Source organism: Vescimonas sanitatis (genome assembly GCF_049060325.1).
GTDB lineage: Bacteria > Bacillota > Clostridia > Oscillospirales > Oscillospiraceae > Vescimonas > Vescimonas sanitatis.
The window spans coordinates 80,939-98,898 of record NZ_JBMGPW010000007.1; the positions used below are offsets into that span (position 1 = coordinate 80,939).

General features: G+C 62.0%; 18 protein-coding genes. 11 read left to right on the forward strand and 7 right to left on the reverse strand.

All coding sequences use genetic code 11. From position 1 onward, the window contains the following. The first annotated feature begins 108 nt into the window (after positions 1 to 108). On the forward strand, positions 109 to 1,572 hold the full coding sequence (locus tag ACOMDU_RS09540) for a spore germination protein (RefSeq protein WP_421130095.1): 1,464 nt from the start codon (positions 109 to 111) through the stop codon (positions 1,570 to 1,572). Between the two features lie 62 nt (positions 1,573 to 1,634). Here the strand turns inward: ACOMDU_RS09540 and ACOMDU_RS09545 are convergent, their stop codons facing one another. The 7 genes from ACOMDU_RS09545 to ACOMDU_RS09575 all read right to left on the reverse strand — a co-directional run bounded on the left by ACOMDU_RS09545 (position 1,635) and on the right by ACOMDU_RS09575 (position 8,957). Then, on the reverse strand, positions 1,635 to 2,633 hold the full coding sequence (locus tag ACOMDU_RS09545) for an asparaginase (protein ID WP_421130096.1): 999 nt from the start codon (positions 2,631 to 2,633) through the stop codon (positions 1,635 to 1,637). Positions 2,634 to 2,635: 2 nt separating this feature from the next. Continuing rightward, positions 2,636 to 3,727, reverse strand: coding sequence for a metallophosphoesterase family protein (locus ACOMDU_RS09550; RefSeq protein ID WP_421130097.1), 1,092 nt, complete (start codon positions 3,725 to 3,727; stop codon positions 2,636 to 2,638). Further along, positions 3,728 to 4,216: a YbaK/EbsC family protein gene (locus tag ACOMDU_RS09555; RefSeq protein WP_421130098.1), complete on the reverse strand. Its 489-nt coding sequence runs from the start codon at positions 4,214 to 4,216 to the stop codon at positions 3,728 to 3,730. It lies immediately after the preceding gene. Positions 4,217 to 4,285: 69 nt separating this feature from the next. Then, positions 4,286 to 5,065 (reverse strand): TIGR00282 family metallophosphoesterase, encoded by a 780-nt coding sequence (locus tag ACOMDU_RS09560; protein WP_421130099.1) that lies wholly within the window; start codon positions 5,063 to 5,065, stop codon positions 4,286 to 4,288. A gap of 17 nt (positions 5,066 to 5,082) precedes the next feature. After that, positions 5,083 to 6,351, reverse strand: a complete 1,269-nt coding sequence (locus tag ACOMDU_RS09565; RefSeq protein WP_421130100.1) for an amidase domain-containing protein — start codon at positions 6,349 to 6,351, stop codon at positions 5,083 to 5,085. Between the two features lie 109 nt (positions 6,352 to 6,460). Further along, positions 6,461 to 8,020 (reverse strand): ribonuclease Y, encoded by a 1,560-nt coding sequence (gene rny, locus ACOMDU_RS09570; RefSeq protein WP_421130101.1) that lies wholly within the window; start codon positions 8,018 to 8,020, stop codon positions 6,461 to 6,463. 193 nt (positions 8,021 to 8,213) lie between these two features. Continuing rightward, a complete protein-coding gene (locus ACOMDU_RS09575) occupies positions 8,214 to 8,957 on the reverse strand; it encodes an N-acetylmuramoyl-L-alanine amidase (RefSeq protein WP_421130102.1) in 744 nt (247 codons plus the stop codon). Between the two features lie 144 nt (positions 8,958 to 9,101). Here ACOMDU_RS09575 and ACOMDU_RS09580 point away from each other — a divergent pair, with 144 nt between their 5' ends. The 10 genes from ACOMDU_RS09580 to ACOMDU_RS09625 all read left to right on the forward strand — a co-directional run bounded on the left by ACOMDU_RS09580 (position 9,102) and on the right by ACOMDU_RS09625 (position 17,895). Then, the gene (locus tag ACOMDU_RS09580; protein ID WP_421130103.1) at positions 9,102 to 10,334 is read left to right on the forward strand and encodes a class I SAM-dependent rRNA methyltransferase; all 1,233 of its coding nucleotides are present in this window, start codon (positions 9,102 to 9,104) and stop codon (positions 10,332 to 10,334) included. Positions 10,335 to 10,411: 77 nt separating this feature from the next. After that, positions 10,412 to 11,212, forward strand: coding sequence for an HAD-IIA family hydrolase (locus ACOMDU_RS09585; RefSeq protein WP_421130104.1), 801 nt, complete (start codon positions 10,412 to 10,414; stop codon positions 11,210 to 11,212). Continuing rightward, positions 11,209 to 12,804, forward strand: a complete 1,596-nt coding sequence (locus ACOMDU_RS09590; RefSeq protein ID WP_421130105.1) for an MFS transporter — start codon at positions 11,209 to 11,211, stop codon at positions 12,802 to 12,804. The genes ACOMDU_RS09585 and ACOMDU_RS09590 overlap by 4 nt, the downstream gene beginning before the upstream one ends. After that, on the forward strand, positions 12,804 to 13,637 hold the full coding sequence (locus ACOMDU_RS09595; protein WP_421130106.1) for a glycerophosphodiester phosphodiesterase family protein: 834 nt from the start codon (positions 12,804 to 12,806) through the stop codon (positions 13,635 to 13,637). The genes ACOMDU_RS09590 and ACOMDU_RS09595 overlap by 1 nt, the downstream gene beginning before the upstream one ends. 6 nt (positions 13,638 to 13,643) lie before the next feature. After that, on the forward strand, positions 13,644 to 14,201 hold the full coding sequence (rsmD, locus tag ACOMDU_RS09600; protein WP_421130107.1) for a 16S rRNA (guanine(966)-N(2))-methyltransferase RsmD: 558 nt from the start codon (positions 13,644 to 13,646) through the stop codon (positions 14,199 to 14,201). After that, positions 14,198 to 14,677 (forward strand): pantetheine-phosphate adenylyltransferase, encoded by a 480-nt coding sequence (coaD, locus tag ACOMDU_RS09605; RefSeq protein ID WP_421130108.1) that lies wholly within the window; start codon positions 14,198 to 14,200, stop codon positions 14,675 to 14,677. The genes rsmD and coaD overlap by 4 nt, the downstream gene beginning before the upstream one ends. 40 nt (positions 14,678 to 14,717) lie before the next feature. Then, positions 14,718 to 15,245 carry a hypothetical protein gene (locus ACOMDU_RS09610; RefSeq protein WP_022135343.1) on the forward strand — a complete coding sequence of 176 codons (528 nt, stop codon included), beginning with the start codon at positions 14,718 to 14,720 and terminating at the stop codon, positions 15,243 to 15,245. Positions 15,246 to 15,732: 487 nt separating this feature from the next. Continuing rightward, positions 15,733 to 16,149: a division/cell wall cluster transcriptional repressor MraZ gene (gene mraZ, locus ACOMDU_RS09615; protein ID WP_022135344.1), complete on the forward strand. Its 417-nt coding sequence runs from the start codon at positions 15,733 to 15,735 to the stop codon at positions 16,147 to 16,149. Then, on the forward strand, positions 16,146 to 17,099 hold the full coding sequence (rsmH, locus tag ACOMDU_RS09620; RefSeq protein WP_421130109.1) for a 16S rRNA (cytosine(1402)-N(4))-methyltransferase RsmH: 954 nt from the start codon (positions 16,146 to 16,148) through the stop codon (positions 17,097 to 17,099). The genes mraZ and rsmH overlap by 4 nt, the downstream gene beginning before the upstream one ends. Before the next feature lie 253 nt (positions 17,100 to 17,352). Then, positions 17,353 to 17,895, forward strand: coding sequence for a hypothetical protein (locus ACOMDU_RS09625; protein ID WP_421130110.1), 543 nt, complete (start codon positions 17,353 to 17,355; stop codon positions 17,893 to 17,895). Positions 17,896 to 17,960 lie beyond the last annotated feature (65 nt).

The window sequence follows — 17,960 nt, forward strand, 5'->3', positions numbered from 1 at the left end:
CTGCCACCTCCTTTTTTACACGATATGCAGGGCCTGTCCGGGGCATACATAAAATTCCGCAGGCGGGAAATGCTACCGGAAAATGGCAGACGGAGGACAGAAGGCATCATGGAACAGGCAAAACAGGGCGGAAACGAGACGGCCCCGGAAACGGCGGGCTATTATCGCGGCGCAGGGTGCTTTTCGCTGAAAGCGGCGGAGCTGAACGAACTGCTGGGCGTGGGCCGGTGCTTTGATATGACAGGGCGCGACCTGTCCATCGGCGGGCGGCAGGCGCGGCTGTGGGTGGTAAACGGCTACGCCCAGGAGGACCTGCTGGAGCGGGTCATCGCCGGGTGGCAGGCGCTGCCGGACCTGAACAGTGTGACAGACGCGGCGGACTTCTGCCGGCGGTATGTGTCCGCCTGCGATGCGGCGGCTGAGCCGGACCGTGACACGGCGGTGATGGGCGTATTCGCCGGGAAGACGCTGGCGATCATCGACGGCTTCGGCGGCGGGGTGGTGCTGGACGCCAAGCAGTTCCCCACCCGGTCGGTGGAGGAGCCGGATACCAGCCGGGTACTGCGGGGCAGCCACGACGGCTTTGTAGAGAACCTCATGCAGAACGCGGCGCTGCTGCGGCGGCGGGTACGGGACACCCATCTGCGGCTGGAGCGATTGCAGCTGCCGGAGCGCTCGGGCACGGACGTGGCCCTGTGCTACATGGAGGGCGAGGCAGACGAGGGGCTGCTGCGGGCCCTGCGGGAAAAGCTGATGCACATCCAGTTGCGGTCGGTGGCCATGAGTCAGGAGACCATTGCGGAGGCCATCGCGCCCAGGCAGTTCTGGAACCCGTTTCCCAAGGTGCGGTATACCGAGCGTCCGGACGTGGCCACGGCGTGTATCATGGAGGGCGATGTGGTGGTGCTGGTGGACAATTCAGCGTCGGCCCTGCTGCTGCCCACAACGATCCTGCGGTTCAACGAGGAGATCAACGACTACTACTTCCCGCCCCTCATCGGCACGTATCTGCAGATCATACGGACGCTGGTGCTGCTGCTGACCATGTTCATCACACCGCTGTGGTACCTGCTGGTGAAGAACCCGGATACGCTGCACGAGAACCTGCGTTTCCTTTTGGTACAGGACGAATACTATGTGCCGCTGATCGTGCAGCTGCTGCTGGTGGAGCTGATCATTGACATACTGAAAATCGCGTCGCTGAACACACCGGATGTGCTGAGCAACTCGTTCAGTATGCTGGGTGCGCTGATATTGGGTGACTTCGCGGTGCAGGCCCGGTGGCTGGTACCGGAGGTGCTGGTGTATATGGCCTTTGTGGCGGTAGCCAACTATGCCCAGCACAGCTATGAGATGGGCTACGCCACAAAGCTATGCCGGATGCTGCTGCTGGTGCTGATCTGGCTGTGGGACTGGTGGGGCTTCGCGGCGGGGATCGTGATCACGCTGACGCTGATCGTGACGGCAAAGCCGCTGGTGGGCAAGGGATACCTGTACCCTCTCATTCCTTTTGACCGGAAGAAGCTGGCCCGTCTGCTGTACCGCCGCCCGGTGACGAAAAAGAACAGCTGAGGCAAACATATCCCCTCTTCGTCATAAACTGCAAAAAAGGAAGCGCCCCCGGCGCTTCCTTTTTAATTCTCATACAGTATATCCCGGGCCACCGGGCGGTAAAACAGCCTCTCCGCCTCGTCGAAATCACGGGTCTGCCCCATGATCCACATAAGCTTGGCCACGGCAGCCTCCGTGGTCATGTCGTAGGCCTCCAGCAGGCGCAGGGCGCTTTTCAGCCGCCCGCCCACATGATAGACCGCCAGATTGCTGCCCTCGTTGGGCACCTGGGTGGTCATGACCACCAGCTTGCCCAGCGCGATGCCCCGGTGAATGATATCGAAATAGCTGGCGTCGCCCTCATATTCCGGCAGGCCGCCTACGCCGAAGGACTCAATGACCAGGCCGTCAAACCGGTCCAGCATGAATTCCAGCACGGCGGCAGGGGTGCCGGGGATCAGCTTCAGCAGTCCCACCTTGTCGTCCAGCGCGTCATAGAACACCGGGCTGGGATAGCAGGCGCAGCGCATATACTGCAGCAGGTGCTCGTCCTGTACCACGGCCAGGTCGGGATAGTTGACGCTGGAAAAGGCCTGAAAGCTCTTGGAGCAGATCTTGCGGGCACGGGTACCCAGGATGACCTTGCCGTTGAATACGATCTGCACGCCGCCGCAGCCGCGACAGGCGTAGAGAAACGCGTCGGTCAGGTTGCGCTTGGAGTCGGTACCGTCGAACCAGATAGGCTTCTGCGCGCCGGTAAGGACGATGGGCTTTGGGCTGCCCTGGATCAGATAGCTAAGCGCGGCAGCGGTATAGGCCATGGTGTCCGTGCCGTGGGAGATGACAAAGCCGTCATATCTATCGTAATTCTCCCGCACGGCCCTGGCCACACCCAGCCAATGGGCGGGACGGATATTGGTGCTGTCCAGGCTGTAGAGCTGAACGCAATCCACATGGCACATCTCGCCGATACGGGGAACGAAGGACAGCAGCTGCGTGCTGTTCAGCTCCGGCGTCAGGCCGGAGGGCGTCATCTCACTGGCGATGGTACCGCCGGTGCCGATCATCAGGATATTCTTCATGCTCATACCTCCCGGTCATCCATGGCCGCCGTGCCGAATCGGGCCGCCTGCTCAATACGGCGGCGGACAGCGTCATCCGGGGCGGCGTCGTATTGGCGGCGCAGTTCCTGCAAAAACAGGCCCCGCAGCGTATCCTCGCCGCACTTGTCCCACAGGTCCCGGCGCACGGTAGTCTCGTCCCGCAGCTGCAGGGCAAAGAATCGGCCCGACAGGGCCTCCTCCAGCAGGGACAGGCGGGGCGGCTGCTCCGGCGTACCGGTCAGACGCAGGCGGTAGATATCCTGCTCCGTATCATGGGGCAGGGTACGCTCCAGGGCGGTGAGGGCGTCGCCATCGGTGACATCCACCTGGGCGATGCAGTAGCGGCGCCGGGCAAAGGGGACAAATCGCAGGTCGGCGGTGCCCGCCCCCACCTCGCCGAAGAGAAATCCCCGTTCGCCCAGCTCGTCGAAGCCGCGGCCCTCGATGCAGCCGCAATAGGCATAAGGGACCGCCCCGGCGGTCAGAACGCCGCTGCAGCTGTGAACATGACCCAACGCCAGATAGTCCAGCCCGCTGCCGGCGATATCCGCCGCGCGGATCGGACGGTAGCGGCTGTCGGAGGTCGTAACGTCACCATGGAGCAGACCAATGTGGATAAGGCCGTCCTGCGGCACACGGAAGCCGGGGAGTACACTGTCCGTGGGACACTCCGGGGCGGTGAAGGCCGCGCCGTGTACGGCGCAGTTCAGGTCCGGGAATGTAATGGTCTGCATATGGTCCTCTGTAAAGATGTGAACGTTGTCGCTCCAGCGCGTGCGGGCATAGGGCCCGTCCGGTGTAAGGGGATCGTGGTTGCCGGGGGCGATGACTGCCTGACCGCGGAAGCACCCCAGTGCCTGGGCCAGCAGGGGCGCGGTGTCGCCATAGGGGCTGTCGCTGTCAAAAAGGTCGCCGGAGAGGAGCAACAGGTCCGCACCGTGGTCGTTGGCCCACTCCACCAGGCGCTCCGGCGTGCGGCGGCTCTCCATACGACGCTGGCGGGCCTGCTCCGGCGTCAGCGCACCGAAGGCACTGTCCAGGTGGAAGTCACCTGCGTGAACGACCCGCACCATTTACGCTTCCTCTTCCTGCCAGCCCTTGCACACATCCACCCACTGAACGAAGTTCTTTCCGCAGCAGTGCTCCAGCTCGTCACAGGTCAGCTCAATGGCGCTGGCCGCGCTGCCCACAGCGGGAAACACCGTGTCAAAGCGCTTGAGGGACACATCCAGGTACGTCTTAACGTCGTCGGGCAGAGCGAAGGGGCACACGCCGCCCACGGCGTGGCCGATACGCTCCACAGCCTCTTCGGCGGTGAGCATTTTGGCCTTAGCGCCGAAGAAGTGCTTATACTTGCTGTTGTCCACCTTGGCGTCGCCGGCGGCCACGATGAGGATGGGGTCCTCCCCCACCTTAAAGCTGAGGGTCTTGGCGATACGGGCACCCTCCACGCCCACAGCCAGAGCAGCCAGCTCCACCGTGGCGCTGGAGACCTCAAACTCGCGCATACGATCCGCGACACCGTAGGGGGTCAGGTATTCTCTTACTTTTTCCACAGACATAGTCAAAAATTCACTCCTGTTTTCAAGTTTTTTCAAAAATTTTTCCAGTCCGCTTTTCGTACCTACCAGTTATTTCATCTCTATTCTGTCCACTTTTTCGCACATTCCCGTGTCGCTGTTCAGGGTAAAAATGCACCCCTGGGCGGAGCAGGGGCCCTCCGCCGCCTGATAGCGGCCCGGCAGACCGCCCAGGAAAAACTCCACGGACTGCTCCGGCCGGATACCCAGGACAGAACGGATGGGGCCGGTCATGCCAAGATCGGTGACATAGCCGGTACCCTTGGGGAATACCTGCATGTCCGCCGTGGGCACGTGGGTGTGGGTACCCCAAAGGGCGGAGACACGGCCATCCAGATAGTAGGCCATGGCCAGCTTTTCGCTGGTGGCTCCAGCGTGGAACTCCACCAGTGTAAAGGTGGGCTTGTCCGCCTGCGCCTTCAGCAGCTTATCGACGGTAGTAAAGGGATTTTCCGCGTTGAAGTCCAGGTCGCAGCGGCCGATGAGCACCAATACCGCCACGCTGAACGCGCCGCAGTCTACCACCTGACAGCCGTGCCCCGGCGCGCGACCGGTAAAGTTGGCGGGCCGGAGGATATAGCGCTCCTCGTCCAGATAGGCGGCGATCTGGGGTTTACCGAAGGTATGGTTGCCCAAGGTGATCACATCCGCGCCGGCGGCAAACAGGGCCTCCGCCTGCGGTCTGGTCAGGCCGCTGCCGGAGATGTTCTCCCCATTGACCACGGTGAAGCGCACGTCATGCTCCTTTTTGAATGCCCGCAGCTTCTTTTCCAGCAGCTGCAGGCCCGTCTCGCTGGCCACATCGCCCAGCGCCAAAACCTTGTATTCCACGGAATACGCCTCCTTGCTCAGTCGTTCCAGCCGATGATCCTGATCAGCTGGCGATTGGTATAGTAATACGCGGATGCGGGGAAATTCCGCAGATCCGCCGTGTTGGAGCAGAGCAGATAGTCCACCACATTACCGCTTTCATCCGTAATGGTGTCCAGAATAACGACGGTGTGATTGGCCGGCTCGTCCACGCCCATGGTGATAATGTCGCCGGTCTCACCGCTGAAATAGGGCGCGTCCGCCACAGCCACCAGACCGCTTTCACGGGGTACCGCCACATAGTCCCGGAAGGACCCCACATTGACCCAGGGCAGCGTGCTCTGTCCGCCGCTGTACCAATACCAGCCGGTCTCGTAGCCGCCGGCGTCGTCCATGGGGATACCGCCCGCCAGCAGCACCTGTGAGCCGAAGTTCATGCAGTTGCCGCCCAGATCGTCATAGGCCATGAAGGACGGGCTGCGCTTACCCACCCAGGAGAGCATATACTCCCGGGCAGCCTGGCGGTCATAGGGGTGGTCGGCAGCGGCTGTCACGCTCAGTCCCTCGCGAGGCAGGTCGCGGCGGGCCTCTATGTAGTCGGTGATAGCGGGAAAATTCTTGTCTTGATGGGTGGTGCGGTCATAGTCGGCACTGTAATAGGGATTGTCATCAGACCAGTGCTTCACGATGGACCAGTCGTCTCCCTCCCCCCGGAGGGTAAAGGTGTGCTTGATACCGAACTGCTCCGAGGGCAGGCCATTCAAGCCCTTGAAATAGACCACATTATTCTCCCGGAGCACCAGGTCCACGTCGCCCTCGGTCTCCTCGGAGGGCATAATGGATACGCATCGGAGGGAATAGCTGTACGAGGTCATGGTCAGGTCGATGGGCGAGAGCTTGCGGATGACGCACAGGCCGTGCCAGATATTCTTGTGGTAGAGCGTCTCCTCACTGTCGGCGAACAGCACGGCTGGGTCAATGACCCGCAGGTCGGCAACGGACTGGTAGTAACAGTCCATAAAGTCCAGCAGCAGAAGTTCCTGCCCCACGGTCATGCCCTGGGCCGCCGCGCCACTGATGCGCTCAAAGTCGGCACTGACGGTCTGGGGTTCTCCGCCGGTCCAGGGCGCGCCGGCAGTGCGCTGCCAGACCTGCGTCTCGTCAACGTCAGCGGTCAGGTGCTGCTCCTCCGGCGCCTCCTGCTTCCCCTCCGGTGAGGTGTTGGTCGTGTCTCCGGTGATGGTAAAGCAGCCGGTCAGGCTCAGCAGCAGGGCCAGCAGCAGAAATAACAGCAGAAAACGCTTCATAGTATGTCCTCCATCGGGGGTCCGGTCGGTTTTTCTGTGTACTCGAAGACATTATAGCAAAAGAGGGGCCGCTTCGCAATGCGAAGCGGCCCCTGCAAACATTAAATTTTTATTTCGCGTACTCCACGACCTTCGTCTCACGCAGAACGTGGACCTTGATCTGGCCGGGATATTCCAGTTCGCTTTCGATGCGCTTGGCCAGCTCACGGGCCAGGATGACCATTTCATCCTCGCTGACCTGCTCGGGCTTGACCATGACGCGGACCTCACGGCCGGCCTGGATGGCATAGCTCTTCTCAACGCCGGGATAGCTGCTGGTGATCTCCTCCAGCTTTTCCAAACGTTTAATATAATTTTCCAGGTTCTCGCGCCGCGCACCCGGACGGGCCGCAGAAATGGCGTCCGCCGCCTGCACCAGGCAGGCCACCAGCGTGCGGCACTCCACGTCGCCGTGGTGGGCCTGGATGGCATGGATGATGTCTTCCTTCTCGCGGTACTTGCGGGCGTATTCCACACCCAGCGCCACATGGGTACCCTCGAATTCATGGTCCAGGGCTTTGCCAATGTCGTGCAGCAGGCCGGCGCGCTTGGCTGCCTGCACATCGGCGCCCAGCTCCGCGGCCATCATGCCGGCGATATGGCTGACCTCGATGGAGTGCTGCAGCACGTTCTGGCCGTAGCTGGTGCGGTAGTGCAGCTTGCCCAGCAGCTTCTGCAGCTCCGGATGCAGGCCGCGGACGCCGGTCTCCAGCACGGCGCGCTCGCCCTCGGCGCGGATGACGCCGTCCACCTCGCGGCGGGCCTTCTCCACCATTTCTTCAATGTGGGTAGGGTGGATGCGGCCGTCGGCGATAAGCTTTTCCAGGGCCAGCCGCGCGATCTCGCGGCGGACCGGCTCGAAGCAGGAGACGGTGATGGCCTCCGGCGTGTCATCGATGATCAGATCCGCGCCGGTAAGCGTCTCCAGCGTGCGGATGTTGCGGCCCTCGCGGCCAATGATGCGGCCCTTCATCTCGTCGTTGGGCAGGGGCACCACGCTGACGGTGATCTCGGCCACGTGGTCGGCGGCGCAGCGCTGGATGGCGGTGGCCACGATCTCGCGGGCACGCTGGTCGGCCTCGTCCTTGGCGCGGGCTTCGATCTCCTTGATCTTCAGCGCCGTTTCGTGGGTGACCTCGGACTCCACCTGGGCGATCAGGTAATCCTTAGCCTGCTCGGCAGTGAAGCCGGAAATGCGCTCCAGCATCTCGGTCTGGCTGCGCTTGATGAGCTTGATCTCCTCCTGCTCCTTGTCCAGAGCAGCGTGCTTCTGGGCCAGGGCCTCCTCTTTCTTCTCGATCATCTCGGTCTTGTGATCGAGGTTCTCTTCCTTCTGCTGCAGACGGCGCTCCTGCTTCTGCTGTTCGGCACGGCGTTCCTTGACTTCCTTCTCGTACTCGCTGCGGTTCTTCAAAATCTCTTCTTTTGCTTCAAGGAGTGCTTCTCTCTTTTTGTTTTCAGAGCTCTTGATGGCCTCATTGACGATACGCAGAGCTTCCTGCTCGGCGTCTTCGATCTTGCGCTGGTCGTTCTTTTCCTTGCGGCGGCGGATAAGCGTGCAGGCCACAAAGCCCAGAACGAGGGCGACAGCGAACGAGAGGATGGCCACGATCCAGCCAGTTGTGGTCATGGTACATTCCTCCTATGTTGTTATTGGGTTTTTGCGTCGGCACAAAATATGGTGCCGGATGACAACCGGGGCGGAAAGGCTCCTATGCCCCGATAATGATCCTTTACTATATTAAACATATTATGGTCAACTGTCAAGGGCAAAGTAAACTTTTCTTTTGTCGTTTTTCAGGCAAGGCACCGTATCTGTTGGGTCACTGAATGAAATCGGCGTAAGCGTAACCCAGACGGCCTTGGTAACCCACCGTGTACCACTCCTGATAGCGACCGTAGACGGTGAGCTTTGCGCCATTCGGCAGAAGTGTGACCACCTCGGCCCGGGTGCCAGGGGCCGCACGAAGGTTCAGCGGACCTCCGCCCGGCGTCTGCACCGTGCCCTGCCAGGGTGTTATGGGTGTGACGAAAGGCAGGCCGAAGTACTCTGTCAGCGACAGCACCAAATTGGCGGCAATGGCCTGGATATTGCCCTCGATCCAACGGGCATCAGCGGTGTTGTCGTGGTAGCCCAGCTCCAGCAGTACGGAGGGCATATAGGGCTGGCGGACCTCGCCCAGCGTGGTGGTGGCACGGGCATAGACCTTGTCCGGCAACGGATAGATGTCTTTTAAGTTTTTTACAAAAATGTCCGCCGCGCGGCGGCCATTAGCACTGGTGGGATAATAAAAAGCGATGACACCGCGGACGGCGCCCTCCTTGGTACCATCGGTGCTGCCGTTGGAGTGAAGCGCCAAATAAAAATCGTAACTTCCAGAATTTGCCAGGCGGATGGAGCTGGCGGCGGTCATGTCGGGGGTGTTGCGGGTAAAACGGATGGTGTTGGCCAAAAGATAGGGCTCCATGGCGTCGGCAATTTGGTTCATAAAGTACTCTTCTGAGCCGTTTCCGGTGATATATGGGTTATATTCCTGGGTAGATGGACTTAAAAAGATACGCGGCATAGCAGTTCCTCCTATACTTGTTCTGTGCGTTTTACTATACTTTGTCTGTACTTCAGCGATACTTTATTTATACATCGTATGGAAATATGCTTGTCTTTGTGCTATACTTAGGAGAAATTTTCCTGTACAAAAGGAGTAACCGCCATGAAAGCTGCCAGACCGTATCCCATCGTCACCATCACCCCCAAGGGGGAGCGCGCCATCGTGGACGGGCACCCGTGGGTCTATGAGGGTGAGGTGGTGTCGGTCAGCGGCACGCCGGAGGACGGCAGCCTGGTGGACGTGGTGTCGAAAAAGGGCAGCTGGCTGGGCTGTGGGTTCTATAACAGCGCGTCCAAAATACGGGTGCGGCTGGTGACGCGGAACGCCAACGACGACCCGGCGGGCGACGCCTTCTGGGAACGGCGGCTGCGCTACGCCTGGGACTACCGCAAAACGGTGATGGGCGAGGCGGACAGCCGGTGCTGCCGCATCATCTTCGGGGAGGCGGACGGCTTTCCGGGACTGACGGTGGACCGGTTCGAGCGCGTGCTGGTGGCCCAGGTGCTGAGCCTGGGTATGGAACGCATCAAGGAACGGGTGCTGCCGCTGCTGGTACGCATCCTGCGGGAGGACGGGCAGGTCATCCGGGGCGTGTACGAACGCAACGACGCGGCCCTTCGGACGCTGGAGGGCATGGCGCAGGGCAAGGGCCGGATGACGCTGCCCGGCGAGGCCGCGCCGGAGAGCACCGCCGAGGACATCACGGAGAACGGCATACGGTACACGGTGGACTTTGAGAACGGGCAGAAGACCGGCTTCTTTCTGGACCAGAAGTACAACCGGCTGGCGGTGGCGAAGCTGGCAAAGGGCAGGACGGTGCTGGACTGCTTCACCCACACCGGCTCCTTCGCCCTGAACGCCGCAAAGGGCGGGGCGAAGCACGTGACCGCCGTGGACGTGTCGCAGTTCGCCGTGGACTGCGCGGCGGAGAACGCGCGGAAAAACGGGCTGGACGGCGTGATGGACTGCGTGTGCGCCAACGTGTTCGACCTGCTGCCGCAGCTGGCGGAGCAGCCGCGGAAATACGACTTCATCATACTGGACCCGCCGGCCTTCACCAAGAGCCGCAGGACCATACCCAACGCCATGACCGGGTACAAGGAGATCAACTACCGGGCCATGAAGCTGCTGCCCCGGGGCGGGTATCTGGCCACGTGCTCGTGCAGCCACTTCGCGTCGGAGGCGCTGTTCATCAAGATGCTGCAGGACGCCGCCCGGGACGCGGGGGTGCAGCTGCGGCAGATCGAAGCGCGGCAGCAGTGCGCCGACCACCCCATCCTGTGGGGCGTGGAGGAGACGAACTATCTGAAATTCTTTATTTTTCAGGTGGTGTGACGGGGTTTTTGTTGCCATCGCGGCAAACGTGTGGTATTCTGTCTTTTACGGTATGTATCTGAAAAGGAGGGCGCTCCTTGGGACGTTTACAGGATAAGCGGCTGTTTCTGCTGGACATGGACGGGACCATCTATCTGGACGACCGGCTGTTCGACGGGGTAACGGCCTTTCTCTCCCGCATACGGGAGAAGGGCGGACGGTATCTGTTTTTGACCAACAACTCCTCCAAAGGTGTGGAGGGCTATATAGAAAAGCTGAACGGCATGGGCATCGCCACCGGGCGGGAGGACTACCTGACCTCGGTGGACGCGGCCGTCGACCTGCTGCGAAGGCGGTATCCGGGACGCCGGTGCTACGTGCAGGGGACCCGGTCCTTTTACGATCAGCTGGCAGCGGCGGGGATACCCGTCACCTGTGACCGGGAGGACGGCGCGGAGATCCTGCTCAGCGGCTTTGACCGGGAGCTGACGTTTCAGAAGCTGGAGGACGCCTGCATCCTTTTGAACCGGGGTGTCACCTGGCTGGCCACGAACCCGGACTGGGTGTGCCCCACCTGGTACGGCGCCGTGCCGGACTGCGGCAGCGTATGCGAGATGCTGCACCGGGCCACCGGACGGGAGCCGGAGTTCATCGGCAAGCCCCGGCCCGCCATGGTGCAGCTGGCGCTGGAGCAGACCGGGTACCCGCCGGAGGCGGCGGTACTGCTCGGCGACCGGCTGTACACGGACATCGCCTGCGCGGTGAACGCCGGGATCGACAGCGTTTTCGTGCTGTCCGGCGAGGGGACACGGGACGACATTGAAAGAGACGGCATACGCCCCACATGGGTGTACGACGATATCAACGCGGTATTCCGCGCGTGGGAGGAGACACCATGAAGCTGAATTACAAGCGCACCATTCTGGTCGGCTTTGCTTTTTTCCTGATCTGCGCCTTCTGGCAGGCCTATGACAACACAGTGCCGCTGATCCTGACCAACAAATTCGGCATGAGCCAGACCTGGTCCGGCGTCATCATGGCGATGGACAACGTACTGGCGCTGTTCCTGCTGCCGCTGTTCGGGCACATCTCTGACAAGTGCACCCACCCGAGAGGGCGGCGGACGCCGTTCATCGTGGTGGGCACGCTGATCGCGGCGGTGGCGCTGATCGCGCTGTCCTTCGCGGACAACGCGCAGCTGAAGCGGCTGGACAAGGTGTCCGCCATTGACGACCCGGCGGCACTGACGGTGATCTATAACGAGCAGAAGGACGCCACGCTGCTGTCCCCCAGCGGCGAGAGCTTTATTCTGGGGCATAAATTCACGGAGGCGGAGTTCACCGCCATCCGCAGCCAGACCGTCACCCCGGAGGGCAAGACCGTCACCGACCCGGCGTACACCAACTACGTGGTGCCGGCGCGGCAGGCCTGCGCCCGGGACGCGGCGGCGGCCAATCCCGGCGCGCTGGTGGTGTTCGTGGGGCTGCTGCTCATCATTCTGCTGAGCATGGCCACGTTCCGGTCGCCGGCGGTGGCGCTGATGCCGGACGTGACGCCCAAGCCCCTGCGGTCCAAGGCCAACGCCATCATCAACCTGATGGGCAGCGCCGGCGGCATTATCGTGCTGGCGCTGGGCATGGTGTTCGCCACGGCATCGGTGAGCAACAGCATGATGAGCTACACCGGGTACTTCGGCGTCATCGCGGCGCTGATGCTCGCGGCGCTGGTGGTGTTCATGCTGACGGTGCGGGAGCCGGAGTGGGCAAAGGAGATGCAGGCGCAGTCCGTGGCCGCGGGCGTTGAGAACGCAGAGGAGGCGGCGCACCCCAACGGGGGGCGGAAGCTGTCCGCTGACGAGGTGAAGAGCCTGCTGCTGATATTGCTGAGCATCGTGCTGTGGTTCTTCGGCTACAACGCCGTGACCAGCAAATACTCGGTATACGCCAGCAACATCCTGCACAAGGACTACAACCTGACGCTGATCATCGCCCAGGCGGCGGCCATCGCGGCCTATCTGCCGGTGGGCTTCATCGCCGGGAGGATCGGGCGGAAGAAGACCATTCTGGCCGGCGTGGTGATGCTGACCGTAGCCTTCGGCGTGGCCGGGTTCCTGACAGCGGACAGTCCCGCGGCACTGATGAACGCCATGTTCGCCCTGGCGGGCATCGCCTGGGCCACCATCAACGTCAACTCCTTCCCCATGGTGGTGGAGCTGGCCTCCGGCGGCGATGTGGGCAAGTACACAGGCTTTTACTACACGGCGTCCATGGCGGCACAGGTGGCTACGCCCATGGTGTCGGGACTGCTGATGGACAAATTCGGAATGCACGTGCTGTTCCCCTACGCGGCGGTGTTCACGGCGCTGGCCTTTGTGACCATGCTGTTCGTGAAGCACGGCGACAGCAGGGAGGTACCGAAGCAGACTGCCGCGGCGGGCACAGAGGACGCCGGGGCTATTGACAATACGGTGGAGGAGCTGACAAACGACTGATGAAAGCGATCATAATTATCATTATTGTACTGCTGGTGCTGTTCTGGCTGTATCTGCTGTGCCTGCGGTGCCGGCGGGGCAAGATGGATCAGGCGTATTTCCGGCAGTGGCGGTATGCCCACCGGGGCCTGCATGACAGGGAGAAGGGTATTCCGGAGAACTCCATGGCGGCGTTCAAGCGGGCGGCGGCCAACGGCTTCGGCGCGGAGCTGGACGTGCACCTGATGAAGGACGGCAAGCTGGCCGTGATCCACGATGCCTCCCTGCTGCGGACAGCGGGTGCGGACGTGGAGATCGAGGACCTGACCGCGGAGGCGCTGGAGCAGTACCCGCTGGAGGGAACGGAGCAGAGGATCCCCCTGCTGGAGGAGGTGCTGCCGCTGTTCACGGACCGGGCGCCGCTGATCGTGGAGCTGAAGGCGGAGCGCGGCAACGCCGAGGCGCTGGCCGCGGCGGCCAGCAAGGTGCTGAAGAAGTACAAGGGCGCGTACTGCGTGGAGTCCTTCGACCCCCGGTGCCTGATGTGGCTGTGGCAGAACGAGCCGGATATCCTGCGGGGACAGCTGAGCGAGGATTTCTCCGCCCACGGGGACGCGCAGCATCTGCCCGGCGGTATCCGGTGGATCCTGGCGAACCTGCTGCTGAACGTGCGGACGCGGCCGGACTTCATCGCCTATCGGTTTGAGGACCGGGGCAATCTGTCCCTGCGGCTGTGCCGGGGCTTCTACAAGGTGCAGGAGGCCAGCTGGACCGTGCGGGACAGGGAGACTATGGAAAAGGCCGAGGCGGCCGGGAACCTGGTCATCTTTGAACATTTTGACCCCAGGGGGTAACGGACTATGCGCGTGATCACGGGGACTGCCAGAGGCAGGGTATTGAAGGAGCTGGAGGGGCTGGAGACACGGCCCACCACCGGCAAGGTGAAGGAGAGCCTGTTCTCCATCATACAATTCGACATTGAGGGACGGCGGGTACTGGACCTGTTTGCCGGCACCGGACAGCTGGGCATCGAGGCCCTGAGCCGGGGCGCGGCGGAGTGCGTGTTTATCGACCGGCGGGCGGACGCGGTGAAGCTGATACAGGAAAATCTGGCGCTGTGCCGCCTGGCGGACAGAGCCAGAGTGCGGCAGGGGGACGCGCTGCCGTATCTTCGCAGCGGGGAGACGTTCGACATCGTGTTCCTCGACCCGCCCTACGCCAGCGGGCTTTTACAGCAGGCGCTGACGGATATCGCAGCGTTTGACATTTGCCGTGCACATGGTATAATCATAGCAGAGAGCGCGGTGGACACGGTGCTGCCGGAGATGCCCGCGCCCTATGCCCTGTATCGGGAGTACAGATACGGCAAGATCAAGCTGACGGTGTATCATCGCGGCGGAAATGAGGATACGGAATGAATATCGCCATTTACCCCGGCAGCTTTGACCCCATCACGCTGGGACACCTGGATATCATCCGCCGGGCGGCGCGGTGCTTCGACAAGGTGTGCGTGTGCGTGATGGTGAACTGCCAGAAGCAGCAGCCTATGTTCACGCCGGAGCGCCGGCTGGAGCTGATCCGCCAGTCCGTGGCGGGCATCCCCAACGTGGAGGTGGAGAACTGGTCCGGGCTGCTGGCGGACTTCGTCCGCAGCAAGGACGCGCACATTCTGGTGAAGGGCGTGCGGAACTGCGCCGACTGGGAGCTGGAGGCCCAGATGGCGCGCATCAACGGCGGTATCTGTCCCGGGCTGGAGACGGTGCTGCTGCCCGCCAGCGCGGCGTATGAGCACTTCAGCTCCACCATGGTGCGGGAGATGATCCGCTACCACCAGCCATTGGAAAAGTATGTACCGGCGCCGGTCGCCGAGGAATTGATGCGGCAGCGGGGTTGAGCCTCCCGGCGCCGACAAAAAGAAAGGAACGGACCGCACTATGGAAGAGAAAGATGTACAGCGCCTGTTGGATATGCTCTACGGCATGATCGACGAGGCAAAAAGCGTGGCCTTCAGCTCTGACAAATGTATCATCGTCCGGGACGAGGCGCTGGATCTGCTGGATGAGATCCGGGCCAAGCTGCCCCTGGAGCTGAAAAAGGCCCAGGAGCTGATCGCCGCCCGCAGCGAATATGTGGCCGGGGCCAAGAAGGAGGCGCAGGAGGTACTGCGTCAGGCGGAGCTGGATGCCCGCACCATCGTGTCCGAGAGCGAGACACTGCAGCTGGCACGCCAGAAGAGCAGCGAGATCATCCGCCGGGCCGAGGACCGCAGCAAGGAGCTGTATCACGTGGCCAACACCTACACCGAGGACGCGCTGCGCCGCACCGAGGAGGCCATCCAGGCCGCGCTGACCGAGGTACAGGAGTCCCGGGCGCGGTTCCGGGCCGCCAGCAAGGAGCAGATGCAGGCCCAGCGCCAGCAGCTGAACGAGTCCGCCGCTGAAAAGAGCGAGGGCCAGCGCTGAGCGCTCCCCTCCCCCACACAGTATTTACGTTGACCGCCGCAGGCAGAGCCTGCGGCGGTCCGCCTTTTCGGACGGAAAGCGAGGCCGATCCCGACCGGTGGAAAACGCCGCTGCCGCCGCGGTATCCGGCGGCAGTTATAGACTTTGTGGAAAATCTATAAAATCCACGTAAATTTTTCTGCGATTTCCACAAGAAATCCTCATCTTGTGTTAACAGGCTCCGGCGGGCACAAAATCTTGTGCTCGCCGGAGTTTTCCGCTTATGTTCATCGAACAAGCGTTTCAAAAAGTGGGAAAATTGGGCCGAAAACCGGCGGAATATCTGGCTTTTGCCGTGGCGGTAGACATAATTTTTCCTTGCAATTCCGCTGGGGATTATGTATACTAACCTCGTTAGTGGTGAATTGTGGGGGCAATATCCATATTTGTGGGGGATGTTCCCACGGTTTTCCACCGGGGACTATTTTTTTCGGAAGGAGGCGGACCCATGACCGGTCAGTATGCACACACGATCGACGCCAAGGGGCGCCTCTTTATTCCCGCCGCGCTGCGGAAGGAGCTGGGCCAGACGTTCCACATCACCGTGGGACAGGACCACTGCCTGTCGGTGTACTCCGACGAGAGCTGGGCGGCGTTTATGGACAAGCTGAAGGCGCTGTCCTACAACGAGGTAAAAAAGCTGCGGGCGCTGTTCGCCTACGCGGCGGACTGCGAGCCGGACGGCCAGGGACGCATCCTCATCCCCGCCAAGCTGCGGGAGTATGCGGGGCTGACCAGGGAGGTCGTGGTCATCGGCAGCTTTGACCGGGCGGAGATCTGGGACGCTGAGCGCTGGGCCGCCGTGGAGAACGATGCCTTCGCCTCCGGCGAGCTGGAGAGCGCCATGGCGGAGATGGGTCTGTGAGCACCGTGACGCAGGAGAAGGACTACGGCCATGTGCCGGTGCTGCTGCACGAGTGCCTGGACGCGCTGGCCATCAAGCCCGACGGCATCTATGTGGACGGCACGCTGGGCCGGGCGGGTCACTCGCTGGAGATCGTAAAACGGCTGACCACCGGACGGCTCATCGGCATCGACCGGGATGAGACGGCCATTGCCGCCGCGCAGGAGCGTCTGGCGGACTACGGGGACCGGGTGACGCTGGTCCACAGCAATTTTGACCGCATCGGCGATATCCTCGCCGACTTGCACATAGACGGGGCGGACGGTATGCTGTTCGACCTGGGCGTCTCCTCTCCGCAGCTGGACGACGCGGAACGGGGCTTCAGCTATATGCACGACGCGCCGCTGGATATGCGGATGGACCGGACGGCGTATCTCACCGCCCGGGAGGTGGTGAACAGCTGGAGTTATGAGGAGCTGCGGCGCATCCTGTTTGAGTACGGCGAGGAGCGCTACGCGCCGGCCATCGCCAAGCGGATCGTACAGCACCGGGAGCAGCAGCCTATCGAGACGACGCTGGAGTTGGTGGACATCATCAAGTCCGCTATGCCGCCACAGGCGCTGCGGGAGAAGCAGCACCCGGCCAAGCGGAGCTTTCAGGCCATACGCATCGCCGTCAACGGCGAACTGGACGCCCTGCCGCCCATGCTGGAGGCGGCCGCGGCGCATCTGAACACAGGCGGGCGGCTGGCGGTGATCTCCTTCCACTCGCTGGAGGACCGGATCATCAAGAAGACCTTGCAGGAGCTGGCCACCGGCTGCATCTGCCCGCCGGAGTTCCCGGTGTGCGTATGCGGTAGGAAGCCGAAGCTGAAGCTGGTGAGCCGGAAGCCCATCGTATCCGGCGAAGAGGAATTGGCACACAACCCCCGCGCACGCAGCGCCAAGCTGCGGGTGGCGGAGAAGGTATAACAGCAAAGCAAAGCATCGGCGGAAAAGAGCCACATCCGGCGAGTTATTTTTCGCCGAGACGCGGCGCAGACGTGCAGCCATACTTTGTGTATGGCAAGCGGCTGCAGCAAAGTATCGGCGGAAAAGAACCACATCCGGCGAGTTATTTTTCGCCGAGACGCGGCACAGACGTGCAGCCATACTTTGTGTATGGCAAGCGGCTGCAACAAAGTATCGGCGGAAAAGAACCGACGGAGGAAGGAGGGAGTTTTACATGGCCAACTATCGTCACGGCGCCACCTACGGCAGCCTGGCATATGATCTGGACGCGCTGGCGCGGGAAAAGCAGCTGGACGAGGCCGGAAAGCTCCCCCAGAAGAAGGTACGGCCGGCGCAGCCGGAGGTACAGCCGGTACAGCGGCGGCAGACCGCGGTACGGGCCGCGGTGCGGCCCTCCCCTGTTCTGCTGCTGGGAACGGTGCTGGTGGTGGGCATGGTCATCGCGCTGATGCTGTGCTATGTGAAGCTGACCGGCATTTCCGATAATGTGTCCTCCATCAAGCGGGAGATCTCCGCCCTGGAGGAGGAGCACGTGGCGCTGCTGACGGCGTATGAGCGCACCTTCGATCTGGCCACCGTGAAGGCGGCGGCGGAGGCGGCGGGTATGTCCAAGCCCAGCAGCGGCCAGATACAGTACATCGACCTGTCGGGTGCGGACAGCGTGGAGGTATACGCCGCGGGCGGCGCGGCGGCGCTGAACGGCTTTACCGAAAAGGCAGAGTCGCTGTGGGCGTATGTACTGGAATATTTCCGCTGAGGGAAAGTATAGTATAAGCGCGAGGAGTAAGAAGGCGACTTCTTGCTCCTTGCTTGGTCTATAAC

Excerpts from the sequence above, each read along its gene's own strand:
- ACOMDU_RS09540 (WP_421130095.1), top strand. The coding sequence starts at position 109 with ATGGAACAGGCAAAACAGGGCGGAAACGAGACGGCCCCGGAAACGGCG.
- ACOMDU_RS09545 (WP_421130096.1), bottom strand. The coding sequence starts at position 2,633 with ATGAAGAATATCCTGATGATCGGCACCGGCGGTACCATCGCCAGTGAG.
- ACOMDU_RS09550 (WP_421130097.1), bottom strand. The coding sequence starts at position 3,727 with ATGGTGCGGGTCGTTCACGCAGGTGACTTCCACCTGGACAGTGCCTTC.
- ACOMDU_RS09555 (WP_421130098.1), bottom strand. The coding sequence starts at position 4,216 with ATGTCTGTGGAAAAAGTAAGAGAATACCTGACCCCCTACGGTGTCGCG.
- ACOMDU_RS09565 (WP_421130100.1), bottom strand. The coding sequence starts at position 6,351 with ATGAAGCGTTTTCTGCTGTTATTTCTGCTGCTGGCCCTGCTGCTGAGC.
- rny (WP_421130101.1), bottom strand. The coding sequence starts at position 8,020 with ATGACCACAACTGGCTGGATCGTGGCCATCCTCTCGTTCGCTGTCGCC.
- ACOMDU_RS09575 (WP_421130102.1), bottom strand. The coding sequence starts at position 8,957 with ATGCCGCGTATCTTTTTAAGTCCATCTACCCAGGAATATAACCCATAT.
- ACOMDU_RS09580 (WP_421130103.1), top strand. The coding sequence starts at position 9,102 with ATGAAAGCTGCCAGACCGTATCCCATCGTCACCATCACCCCCAAGGGG.
- ACOMDU_RS09590 (WP_421130105.1), top strand. The coding sequence starts at position 11,209 with ATGAAGCTGAATTACAAGCGCACCATTCTGGTCGGCTTTGCTTTTTTC.
- ACOMDU_RS09595 (WP_421130106.1), top strand. The coding sequence starts at position 12,804 with ATGAAAGCGATCATAATTATCATTATTGTACTGCTGGTGCTGTTCTGG.
- rsmD (WP_421130107.1), top strand. The coding sequence starts at position 13,644 with ATGCGCGTGATCACGGGGACTGCCAGAGGCAGGGTATTGAAGGAGCTG.
- coaD (WP_421130108.1), top strand. The coding sequence starts at position 14,198 with ATGAATATCGCCATTTACCCCGGCAGCTTTGACCCCATCACGCTGGGA.
- ACOMDU_RS09610 (WP_022135343.1), top strand. The coding sequence starts at position 14,718 with ATGGAAGAGAAAGATGTACAGCGCCTGTTGGATATGCTCTACGGCATG.
- mraZ (WP_022135344.1), top strand. The coding sequence starts at position 15,733 with ATGACCGGTCAGTATGCACACACGATCGACGCCAAGGGGCGCCTCTTT.
- ACOMDU_RS09625 (WP_421130110.1), top strand. The coding sequence starts at position 17,353 with ATGGCCAACTATCGTCACGGCGCCACCTACGGCAGCCTGGCATATGAT.